The 12107-nt window shown below is 46.3% G+C and carries 9 protein-coding genes and 1 riboswitch; all 9 genes read right to left on the bottom strand.

The annotated features are described in order from the left end of the window. Positions 1-100: 100 nt before the first annotated feature. The 9 genes from SSCH_RS15520 to dnaA all read right to left on the bottom strand — a co-directional run bounded on the left by SSCH_RS15520 (position 101) and on the right by dnaA (position 11511). Complete coding sequence (locus tag SSCH_RS15520) at positions 101-310, bottom strand: thioredoxin family protein (RefSeq protein WP_198142551.1); 210 nt, start codon at positions 308-310, stop codon at positions 101-103. A 25-nt stretch (positions 311-335) separates the two neighbouring features. Next, on the bottom strand, positions 336-1529 hold the full coding sequence (gene trxB / locus SSCH_RS15515; RefSeq protein WP_232294535.1) for a thioredoxin-disulfide reductase: 1194 nt from the start codon (positions 1527-1529) through the stop codon (positions 336-338). Positions 1530-1798: 269 nt separating this feature from the next. Next, a riboswitch (glycine riboswitch) is annotated at positions 1799-1910 on the bottom strand. 151 nt (positions 1911-2061) lie between these two features. Continuing rightward, positions 2062-2952 (bottom strand): pyridoxal 5'-phosphate synthase lyase subunit PdxS, encoded by an 891-nt coding sequence (gene pdxS, locus SSCH_RS15510; RefSeq protein ID WP_044666277.1) that lies wholly within the window; start codon positions 2950-2952, stop codon positions 2062-2064. Between the two features lie 67 nt (positions 2953-3019). Beyond that, entirely contained in the window at positions 3020-5464 is a 2445-nt protein-coding gene (gyrA, locus tag SSCH_RS15505; RefSeq protein ID WP_044666275.1) for a DNA gyrase subunit A, read from the bottom strand. Positions 5465-5505: 41 nt separating this feature from the next. Beyond that, complete coding sequence (gene gyrB / locus SSCH_RS15500) at positions 5506-7437, bottom strand: DNA topoisomerase (ATP-hydrolyzing) subunit B (RefSeq protein WP_044666274.1); 1932 nt, start codon at positions 7435-7437, stop codon at positions 5506-5508. Between the two features lie 85 nt (positions 7438-7522). Further along, entirely contained in the window at positions 7523-7762 is a 240-nt protein-coding gene (remB, locus tag SSCH_RS15495; protein ID WP_044666273.1) for an extracellular matrix regulator RemB, read from the bottom strand. Positions 7763-7777: 15 nt separating this feature from the next. Next, the gene (gene recF / locus SSCH_RS15490) at positions 7778-8878 is read right to left on the bottom strand and encodes a DNA replication/repair protein RecF (RefSeq protein ID WP_044666272.1); all 1101 of its coding nucleotides are present in this window, start codon (positions 8876-8878) and stop codon (positions 7778-7780) included. Positions 8879-8895: 17 nt separating this feature from the next. Beyond that, positions 8896-10011 carry a DNA polymerase III subunit beta gene (dnaN, locus tag SSCH_RS15485; protein WP_044666271.1) on the bottom strand — a complete coding sequence of 372 codons (1116 nt, stop codon included), beginning with the start codon at positions 10009-10011 and terminating at the stop codon, positions 8896-8898. A gap of 180 nt (positions 10012-10191) precedes the next feature. Further along, on the bottom strand, positions 10192-11511 hold the full coding sequence (gene dnaA, locus SSCH_RS15480; protein WP_232294534.1) for a chromosomal replication initiator protein DnaA: 1320 nt from the start codon (positions 11509-11511) through the stop codon (positions 10192-10194). Between the last annotated feature and the right edge of the window lie 596 nt (positions 11512-12107).

Below are 12107 nucleotides of genomic sequence, written 5' to 3'. Positions count from 1 at the left end.
AAGCTTCTTTTCCACTTCTTCCATGGAAAATTCTTTAACTTGAACTCAAGCAAACCTTTTCCCCATTCCTTATAAAAAGCGAATCGGTGGGAAGTCCCCATCACCTTTTGGCCTCGATTGGCCAACCTCCTGTTCCCACCGGTGTCCAGCTTGCAGAACTTGGCCTTGCTTCATATTTGGCAGCCAGTTCTTCTACTTCAGGCATCAAGGCTTTACATGGCTCACACTTCTGTCTCCAAAAATCCACCACAGCAACTCCCTTGAATTGGAGCACTTCTTCTTCGAAATTTTTCTTATCAACAGCTAGCAACGGTGTGACCTCCTTTTCGTTTTATCTATAATAAATCTGCAATCTGTTCTTTGATCTCGATAGCTGTGAACTGCCCGGAAATTCTAGCAGCCACTTCACCCTTCACAAAAAACAGAACAGCAGGAATCGTCGTCACCTGATAACGCTGAACAGCGACTTCACTTCTGGAGGCATCGATCTTCACTAATTTTACCCGATCTCCCAACTCTTGTGCTGTCTTTTCCAAAAGAGCTACAGCAGCAATGCTCTCCTCATCCTGAGGCGCCCAAAAAACAGCCATCACAGCACCATCAAAATCTGAAACCTGTTTCTTAAAGAACTCCTCTTCTGCCAGATACCTTTCAGCAGCCACAGCGGCAACCGCACCATCTGCTGCAGCTGTTACTACCTGCCTCAGGTATTTTACCCGGGCGTCACCTGCCGCATAAACACCGGAAACTGAGGTTTCCATTCTCTCATTGGTCATAATATATCCCTTTTCGTCCAGATCAACCTTACCCTGCAGGAAGTCAGTGTTTGGTACTGTTCCCACGAAAAAGAATACACCATTGGTTTCCATCTCAGTCAGCTGACCTGTTTTGATATTTTTGATGACCACACTCTCCACAATGCCGTCACCCTTAATCTCTTCCAGTACAGATGACCAGACCCAGTGAATTTTAGGGTTGGCAAACGCCCTTTCTGCGCTCTGTTTATTGCAGTCCAGAATCCCCTGGTCATGAATAACGATAATGGTTACTTGATCAGCAAATTTGGTGAGATAAATAGCCTCTTCAACAGCTGCATCCCCATTGCCCACAACAACAACTTCCAGTTCCTCAAAAAAGTCCGCATCACAGGTGGCACAGTAAGAGACACCCTTGCCTGTTAACTCTTTTTCACCCTTGATCTTCAAGGATCTGGGGTGTGCTCCACTGGCCAGCACCACTGCTCGTGCCCGGTATTCATTTCCACTCTTGGTTTTAATTACTTTGGTTTCCCCACCCAGATCTGAATCAATTACATTCTCTTTTTTTATCTCTGTTCCAAAACTCCTGGCGTGGTCCTCCATAGCTTTCGTCAAACCCCTGCCTGTTGTTCCCCCGGGAAAACCCGGATAATTCTCTAGCTCTTCGGTTGTTGCGGCCTGCCCACCTGTGCTTCCCTTTTCTAAGATCACTGTCTTCAGGCGCGCCCTGGCTCCATATACTCCTGCTGCTAAACCCGCCAGGCCCCCCACCGATGATCACAAGGTCATAAACTCCCACAAACTCACATCCTTTTTCGATTTTTTCCGGCTTTCGACTATACTCTTGCCAAATACGATATAAAAAAACAGGGCATAGGGAGATAATTTCTCCCCATGCCCTGTACCAAACCTGAGAGTTTCACCTATTTAAAGGCTTGCCCCTTCGGCATCTCTAAGAGACTTTCTTGGATAGACAGCTATCATCCGAGCATCAGAAGATATTTCATGCCTTCGGCATCTCCAAGAGACTTTCCAGGGTTAGTCCGAATACGGTCCTCCAACCTGAAAGTTTCGCTGATATCCTGGGTAAGAGACATCAACTTGCTTCTTCGGTATAAGAGTCAAACACTCTTATTCTTCCGTATTCATCATCCTGATTGTGACTATATTCACTAACCCTATATTAGGACACTGAACAACCCCTTGTCAAAGCTTCAATAATCTCCTATCAAAGCAAAAAATGTGAACAAGTGTCGAAATGCTGTGTTTTTTGTCAAACTTCTAACTTTTACTAGTGCCCTGTTTAGTCTCCGCCTCTTCCAGCAAGACGTTCTTCCGGTGCCATGCCGGCGATCTCCAAGCCCTGCATGGCCTCACCCAGCCCCCGGGAAACATCAACCAACACCTGGGGATCATTATAATGTTTTACAGCAGCTACAATGGCTTTCGCCCTGGGAGCAGGGTCAGCGGACTTAAAGATCCCTGAGCCCACAAACACCCCATCAGCCCCAAGCTGCATCATCAATGCCGCATCAGCCGGGGTCGCCACCCCACCCGCAGCGAAGTTGACCACCGGCAGTTTGCCTGATAAAGCAACCTCTTTGAGCAATTCATAGGGTGCTCCCAACTTCTTGGCGGCAACCATCAACTCTTCCTGAGGGAGACCTTTAACCCACCTGATCCCATCCTGAACTGTTCTCATGTGGCGGACCGCCTCAACAATATTCCCTGTCCCTGCCTCCCCTTTCGTTCGGATCATGGCTGCCCCTTCTCCGATCCTGCGCAGGGCCTCGCCGAGATCCCTGGCACCACAGACAAAAGGTACCTTAAACTTTAGCTTATCAATGTGATACGCCTCATCAGCCGGGGTGAGAACTTCACTCTCATCGATAAAATCAACACCGAGAGACTCCAGGATCTGAGCCTCCACAAAGTGGCCGATCCGCACCTTGGCCATCACCGGTATTGTCACTGTATCCATGATCCTGGAAATAATATCCGGGTCGGCCATCCGTGCAACACCCCCTGCTGCGCGGATATCGGCAGGAACGCGCTCCAGGGCCATTACCGCACAGGCCCCCGCTTCCTCAGCGATCCTTGCCTGCTCAGGTGTCGTCACATCCATGATTACGCCACCCTTAAACTTTTCCAACAGTTCCCTGGTTGTACCACTGGTTCGATTATTACTCAGCATGACCACATCCTTTCCAGCAAAACATTTCATAATTATTCTACTTTAACTATCAAAAAGTAGCAATACACTAATCAACTTTCTCCACATCATCGATGCTGGTGGGTGGGACCTTAGCAACAGCGACAACCCGATCCCCTTCATCGAAACGCATCAACCGCACACCCTGGGTATTGCGCCCCTGTAGAGCGATTTCCTTGACCGGGATGCGAATAATGATGTCATCACTGCTGATCAAGAGAATCTCATCATTGTCATTAACAACCCTGACCCCCACCAGATAGCCATTGCGGTCGCTGACCCTAAGGGTAATAATCCCCTTTCCGCCCCGCTTCTGGAGCCGGTATTCTTTTATATCAGTGCGCTTGCCGTAGCCCTTTTCTGTAACCACAAGCAACTGCCCATCTATGAAGCGCTCCATCCCTACCACCTGGTCATCGCCATCCAAGCGGATCCCGATCACACCTGTTGCGGTCCTGCCCATCGGCCTTACATCCTCTTCATTGAAACAAATAGCCTTCCCATCCCTGGTAACCAGTGTGATATCGCATTTTCCCTCAGTAAGCCGTACACCGATCAATTCATCATTGGGACGCAGACCCAAAGCTATGATCCCATCCTTTCGCACAGAATCATAATCACTTAAAACACCCTTTTTCACAATCCCCTGCCTGGTAGCCATGAACAGATACTTGTCACTGCTGAACTCCCTCAAGGGAATCACCGCGGTCACCAGTTCATCACCATCAAGGGGAATCAGATTGACCAGGGCTGTTCCTTTGGCCTGCCGTGAACCCTCCGGGATCTCATAGATCTTGACGCGGTAGACCTTGCCGCGGCTGGTAAAGAAAAGTATAAAACTGTGGGTGGAGGCCACAAAAAAGTGCTCCACGAGGTCCTCATCCTTGGTGGTCAGGGCGGTGATGCCCCTTCCCCCGCGGTGCTGGCCGCGGTAAGTGGCCACCGGAATTCTCTTGATGTAGCCGCGCCTGGTCAGGGTGACCACAACATCCTCCTCCGGAATAATATCCTCTTCACTGACCTCGGCTTCCCGGTTTGTGATCACAGTTTTACGGTAATCGCCGAATTTTTTCTTGACTGCCAGCAGCTCTTTCCGCACAACACCCCGCAGCAGTTCCTCTTTGGATAATAGTTCTTGCAAATATCTGATTCTATCTTCCAGTTCCTTTTTCTCATCTAAAAGTTTATCCCTCTCCAACCCGGTCAGGCGCCGCAGTCGCATATCCAGAATCGCCTGGGCCTGCTTCTCACTCAGATCAAAGTTTTCCATCAACCCCTGGCGGGCCTCTGCCTCGGTCTGTGAGGACCTGATCAATTTGATCACCTCATCGATGTGATCGAGAGCGGTGACCAACCCATCAACAATATGCAGCCGCTCCATAGCACGCCGCAGCTGATACTGTGTCCTGCGCCGCACCACTGTAATCTGGTGCTGCAGGTAGTGATCCAGTACCTCCTTCAGATTGAGGAGCCGCGGCTGTCCATCCACCAGGGCGATCATGATCACCCCGAAGGTATCCTGCAGCCTGGTGTGCTTATACAGCCTGTTCAGCACCACATTGGGATTGGCATCCCTTCTTAACTCTATTACGATCCGCATCCCCTCACGGTCAGATTCATCCCGCAGATCGCTTACCCCTTCGATCCTCTTCTCCCGCACCAGTTCTGCAATCTTTTCGATGAGGCGGGCCTTGTTCACCTGATAGGGAAGTTCGGTGATGGCAATCCTGCTGCGATTGCCCTGGCCATTCTCTATCTCCGCCCTCCCTCTCATGATCACAGAGCCGCGACCAGTTGTATAGGCATTCTTGATTCCGTCCCTGCCGAGAATAAAGCCCCCTGATGGAAAGTCGGGTCCTGGGATATGTTTCATCAGATCCTCAATAGCTGCCTCCGGGTGATCGATCAGATAAACCAATCCACTGATCACTTCACTCAGATTATGTGGTGGGATATTGGTGGCCATCCCCACCGCGATCCCTGCGGACCCATTGACCAGCAGATTGGGAAACCTGCTGGGCAAGACAGAGGGTTCCTTTTGGGATTCATCATAGTTGGGGATAAAATCCACAGTATCCTGTTCGATATCTGCCAGTAATTGCAAAGAGATAGGGGCCAAGCGAACCTCTGTATAGCGCATCGCCGCTGCTGCATCCCCATCGATGGAGCCGAAGTTGCCGTGCCCGTCAACAAGAGGATAGCGGCAGGAAAAGTCCTGGGCCATCCTCACCAGGGCATCATAAACAGCGGAATCTCCATGCGGGTGGTAGCGAGCCAATACATTACCCACAACCACAGCACTCTTTTTATGGGGTTTATCATGTGTCATCCCTGTATCATACATAGAATAAAGAATGCGCCTCTGTACAGGCTTGAGCCCGTCCCGCACATCAGGGAGAGCACGCCCGATGATCACACTCATCGCATAATCCATGTACGATTTTTTAACCTCTTCATTGATATCTATTGGGAGAACCGAACCTTCGGTCGGCAATCATATCTCCTCCTTGTGCATAAATTCTTATCTATTATAAACTAAATATCTAAATTCCGGACCTCTTTGGCATGACTTTGAATAAATTCTCTCCTGGGCTCTACCTTCTCTCCCATGAGGATGGTGAAAATCTCATCAGCCATAAAGGCATCATCAAGTGTCACCTGGAGCATCGTTCTCTTTTCCGGATCCATGGTGGTATCCCAGAGCTGGTCCGCGTTCATTTCCCCCAGACCCTTGTACCGCTGGATGCTTACATTGTTGGACTTCCAGGTCTTGAGCAGTTCTTCCAATCCGCGGTCATCATAAACATATTCAGCCTTTTTCCCTTTTTGCACTTTATAAAGGGGAGGCTGCGCAATATATACATAACCCGCTTCAATGAGGGGCTTCATGTAGCGGTAGAGAAATGTCAACAACAGTGTTCTGATGTGGGAACCGTCAACATCAGCATCACTCATGATCACAATCCTGTGGTAGCGCGCCTTCTCCAGATCAAAGTCATCCAGGATCCCTGTGCCTATGGCAGTAATGATGTTTTTGATCTCTTCATTGGCTAACAGTTTATCAAGCCTCGCCTTTTCGGCATTGATGATCTTGCCCCTCAAGGGGAGAATGGCCTGATAGCGTCGGTCACGACCCTGTTTGGCAGAACCCCCGGCGGAGTCACCCTCAACGATATAGATTTCGCATTCCTCAGGTTTTTTGGAAACACAGTCTGCCAGTTTCCCGGGTAAACTCAAGTGATCCAGTGCTGACTTCCTTCTGGTCAACTCCCTGGCTTTTCTTGCGGCTTCCCGGGCGCGGGATGCCTGTAATGCCTTTTCAGCGATCAGTTTAGCAGGTGTGGGGTTTTCCTCAAAAAAGGAGGACACATGTTCACTGACCACAGAGTCGACAATACCGCGCACCTCACTGTTGCCCAACTTTGTCTTTGTCTGTCCCTCAAACTGGGGGTCTTTCAGTTTAACACTGAGCACTGCAGTGAGCCCCTCCCGGGCGTCTTCTCCAGTCAGATTCTCTTCGTTTTCCTTGATCAAGCCAAAACGCCTGGCATAATCGTTGATCACGCGAGTAAGTGCGGTTTTGAATCCTGTCTCATGGGTACCGCCATCCTGTGTATGGATGTTGTTGGCATAAGAATAAATATTCTCCACATAGGCAGAGTGGTATTGGATAGCTGCCTCTACCACAACACCATCCTTTATTTCCTCAAAATACAGGGGTTCCCTGTGTAAAACCTCTTTATTTTTGTTCAGGGCGCTGACAAAGTCAGCGATCCCACCCTCATGGTAAAACTCCTTTTCCTCTCCATGGGCCTCATCGATAAACACAAAGCGGAGCCCCTTATTCAGATAAGATAGATCACGGATGCGAGCAGATAAGTACTCTTTATTGAACCCCATTTCAGTAAAGATCTGGCTGTCCGGAACAAAAGTTACCGTTGTTCCGGTTTCTTCTGTGGTGCCTGTAATTTTTAAAGGGGATTTTACCTGACCACGCTCATAACGCTGACTGTAGCGTTTGCCATCTCTTTTGATCTCAATTTGCAGCCAACTGGCAAGTGCATTAACCACAGCAAGTCCCACCCCATGCAGTCCCCCGGAGATTTCATAGCCATGTCCGCCGAACTTTCCTCCGGCGTGCAAAAGGGTCAGTGCGGCCTCCACTGCGGGGCGGCCGGTCGCGGGATGAATATCAACGGGAATCCCGCGACCGTTATCACTGACAGTTACACTTCCATCTCTATTTAAAATAACTTTAATTAGATCACAGTAACCCGCTAAAGCTTCATCAACACTGTTATCGATCAATTCAAAAACAAGTTGGTGAAGCCCCCTTTGTCCCGTAGTGCCTATATACATACCGGGACGGCGCCGCACAGCCTCCATTCCTTCCAGAACTTCGATCTGGCTTGCATTATAATTATTATTATTGTTATTGTTTTTTAAATGATTACTGTCTTGGTGCATCTTACAGCCTCCTCCTTATTAAAGCTGTGCCAGCTATAATTATAACATAATTGTATAATCAGGTAAAAATTAAAAATATTGCTAACTACATCTGTGCCCTTTTAACAAGTGTATCTACAGAAATAGGGGAATAAAATATCTTCTCTTTTGTGATGATAATACTTCTATTATTAGTATTGTCACTTACATAAACAACACGCTTATCCCAGGCGGCATAACATAAATACTCTTTAGTAGCCTCCCTGTAGTTGCTTGACTCCATGTCTATAATCATCACCAGTTCATCCAGAGAAACCATCATTTCATTACCGATGTGCAAGTACACAAAAACTCCCTCCCTTTAAAAGGTTTTCTGGTACACCATTACGATATCATCGGTTAATTTCTTTTTTTCCACAGAACCCTCTTTAAAGGTTGTTGTGGTTGTTGCGATCACCTGACTGTCCTGTCTCATGCTTTCCAACACAAAAATTCTGTGTTTTTCATCGAGCTCCGAAAAAACATCATCCAACAGCAGGAGGGGTTCAAGATGCGGTTGATCAGCAAGCAGGTGATAATGGCCGATCTTTAAAGCTAAAGAAATTAATCTTTGTTCTCCTTGTGAGGCAAAAAGACGGGCCTCACGTTTATTCAAAGAGAGACAAAAATCATCGCGGTGGGGTCCCACAGTAGTGGCTTTCATCTTTTTATCGAATGGCCGTGCTTTTTTAAGGGATTCCATAAAGAGCTCCTGGTATCTTCCTATTTCATCCCCTGTTTCCAGATTGCTGATCTTTGATCTATATTCCCCTTCCAGTATTCTTCCCCTGCTCAAAGATGTAAAAATTTTTGAACTGTAAGCAAGGAGTTGATCAAGAACAGAGACACGCCTTTTCCAGATGCGACCTCCTATAGATGCCAACTGCTGATCCCATGGAAGCAGCTGCTGATCGGAAGTGTTCGCTCCCCGCAGTTGTTTATTGCGCTGAAGTAAAACACTATTATAATAGTGAAGATCATTATTATGCTGCGGCTTTAACTGCCCGACCACCAGGTCGATAAACCGCCTTCTGCCTGCTGGTCCCCCTTTGACCAGCATCAGATCCTGTGGAGAGAAGATCACCACAGGAAGATAGTTGGCACAACTGCCGGGACTGGCACTTTTCTCATTGATTTTGGTTGTTTTGCGCCCTAGATCCTCTCTGTAGATAACCTCTATTTTGTAGTCTATTCCCTTGCGATTGACAATTCCTCTGATCAAAAAATAACCTGATCCAAATCGCATAAGGTTATTATCCCGCCCCTGGCGGAAAGAATAACCTGTACCTAAATAATAAATACTTTCTAAAAGATTGCTCTTTCCAGTGCCATTGGCACCTGTAAGTATCAGAAACCCAGCATCAGGTTTAAATTCGAGGTGCCGGTAATTTCTGAAATTCTGCAAATACAAATATTTCAGCATAAACTATAGATACCCGCCTAACCCACCGTACAGACCGGGCTGACCAGGTGCAGGTAATATTCTTCTTCCTCTTCCTCGATGTAAACGGCTGGTCCGCTTGATCCGTTAAGGCGAAGAATAACTTTATCTTTTTCCATAACCTGCAGTGGTTCTAAAAGATATTTAGCATTAAATCTGGCCTCACACTTTTTTGATGCCGGTTTCTCTAAAGTAATTATCTCCTCCAGTGTTCCCACTTCTGCCGCCTGTGCTGTGACAGTCAGTTGGTCTTGATCCACTTTCAGGCCGGCAACAGCATAGTGTTCATCTGCTGACACAAAAAGGGAGGCCCTTTCCAAAGTAGTTAACAGTATATCTCTGGGAACCTCGATCTCCAGCTCCGATTCTGCTGGAATAACCTTTTCATAATTAGGAAACTGCGAGTTGATCAACCTTGAGGTTAACTTAAAATCCTGTGCTGCTATATATATAGTTCCCTGATCCCAGGAAATTTCTAAGTCATCTCCATCTGCAGCAAGTCGGTTGACCTCAACCAGAGCCCTCTCCGGAATAAATAAGTCAATTCCTTTAATACCACTGCTGTTTGGAATTTTTGTAAAGGCAAGTCTGTACGCATCTGTAGCAGCCATTTGTATCTGTTCATCCTCAAAGCTTACATATACCCCTGCATAATTGATGCGCACATCCCGCTGGGCTGCAGCAGTCAGCACTTTATTGGTATGTTTTTTCCATCTAGCACCCTGGCAGTTGATTTTGTTTTCTATGGGTCTTTCAGGAAGCGCAGGAAAATCAGCGGCCATCCAGGTATGCAGCTGGCTTAAAGCAGAACCACAGCTTACCTCCAGCAGTTTGCTTTCCTCAGACCAGGACAGTGAAATCTTTTCACCGGAGAGTCGCCGTACCAGATCAGAAAAATACTTGGCTAAAACAACAGTCTTGCCCTCTTCCTCTACCTGAGCAGGAATGCTGATTTCAAGGGTTAACTCCAGGTCTGTACACTGCAGAGTAAGTGTTTGATCTCTAGCAGTAAGCAGACAGCCATTTAAGATCGGCAGGTTAGTCCTGGAAGGAATAATGCGGCAGACAGAAATTAAAGCAGGACTCAAATCATTTTTGGTACAGATTATTTTCAAAATAAAACCCCCTCAAAGTGCAAATAATTCTTATTATTATTTTATATAATAGTAGGAGGAGTAGTAATAAGCAGCGGTAATTTGTGTATTAGTGGTATAGTCCCTCTCTTTCAAAGGCTTTAATCTTTTAATAGTTTTGTTGATAAGGAGTGGAGGGACTGGGGAATCATCTGTGAATAACTATGATGAAGACTTTAAGATCTCGGTGATCTTCATTACCGCATCTTCTGTTTCTGCATCATCATCTATACAATGTTTAATTTTATCACAGGCATGAATTACTGTTGTGTGATCCCGCCCGCCGAATTCCTGTCCGATACTGGGCAGAGAGGCCTCAGTGAGTTCTCGTGACAGATACATGGCGATCTGGCGGGGAAAGGCTACATTTCTTGTTCTCCTGCGGGATTTAAAATCCTCAACCTTTAAATTATAAAAACGCGCTACAACCTTCTGGATGTTTGGTATCGTAATATTCTTTGTTTGATTTCCCGATAATATTTCTTTTAATGCCTCTTTTGCCAGTTCCATATTGATTTCCTGTTGATTCAGGTTGCCGTAGGCGACTACCCTGAGGAGAGCACCTTCTAGCTCACGAATGTTTGATTTAATATTAGAAGCGATAAAAAGAATTACCTCATCAGGCAATTCCATATTCTCCATCTGTGCTTTTTTTCTTAATATAGCTTCTCTTGTTTCTAAATCAGGTTTTTGAATATCAGCGATCAGACCCCATTCAAACCTTGATCGCAGCCGATCCTCCAGTGTAGGGATCTCTTTCGGTGTGCGGTCACTGGAGATAATGATCTGTTTGTCTGATTCATGAAGTGCATTAAAAGTATGAAAAAACTCTTCCTGAGTTCGTTCTTTTCCCGCCAGAAACTGAATATCATCGATCAGAAGAACATCTACACGGCGGTATTTGTTGCGGAACTCGACCGTCTGGTCATCTTTGATTGAGTTGATCAGTTCATTTGTGAAGGTTTCCGATGAAACATAGACAACCTTATAGTCATTATTAGTTTGCAGAACATGGTGTCCGATGGCATGCAGCAGGTGTGTTTTGCCCAGGCCGACACCACCATAAATAAAAAGCGGGTTATAGGCATCACTAGGAGCATCAGCGACTGCTAAAGCGGCGGCATGTGCCAGTCTGTTGTTGGTGCCAACCACAAAAGAGTCAAAAGTATACTTAGGATTAAGTGCCGGCTGCGCTTCGTTTTCTTTGGGAAAAAAGAGATTATCATTGCTGTTCGGTGTGATAAAACGCAGTGTGAAATTTTTATTGTATTTGTATTCTAAGTAAGACCTGATCAGAGCGCTGAAGCGGGTTTCTAACCAGTCACGGGAAAATTCGTTTAGGGTAAGGATAACCAGTGTACCATCGTGATAGGCAAGAGGTTTTGCTGTGTTAACCCATGTAGAAAAACTCTGTTCATCAAGTTCTTTTCTTAGTAATTCCAATACATCGTCCCAGATGTCATTGATCTTTGTTTTTATCAAATTGATACACCCCTGTAAAGATATCCACAATATGTCAGAACCCGCGCTCCCATTATTTAACATGTCTACATTTTAACTGTTCCGGAATTTCCATTTATAGTACTTGGAGAAAGCGTAAAAAACTTATATCTCCTGAAATCTTTGTCTTCAGGAAACGATTTTTTGATTATTTATTTTCCATGGGGCACTCTATATCATCGAATAGTCGCCTTCATACTAGCATGTGTCAAAAAGATAACAGTGCTAGGCTCCTGTCCCTGATATACTCCAAGGCATTACGCATCTTCTCCGCTATCTCTCTGGCGCTAAAACCACTGTTAGCATAGCTGCGCCTGTTTCTGTACAGGAAAAGCCAGAAAAGATTGACCGCCAAAAACATAAACCACAAAATGACTTGAAAAGCGACTTCCTGATGAATAAAGCAATGCCCCATGTTCCAGTTCCCTTTAAGTTCATGATATCCCGTGTTTTCTATTTCCCACCTCCGATGAATCAATTTCCCGGATTAGCTCCGGGGGTGCTTCATTTTTGCTTAAGGTAGTAGCTACCATGAATTTCGTGTCTTTCGATGCTTCCTGACGTTTGCCACCTACTAT

The sequence above is a fragment of the Syntrophaceticus schinkii genome, from assembly GCF_000946815.1.
GTDB classification, from domain to species: domain Bacteria; phylum Bacillota; class DSM-12270; order Thermacetogeniales; family Thermacetogeniaceae; genus Syntrophaceticus; species Syntrophaceticus schinkii.
Note: the sequence above shows the minus strand (reverse complement) of the source record. Positions and strands in the feature narration are given on the sequence as shown.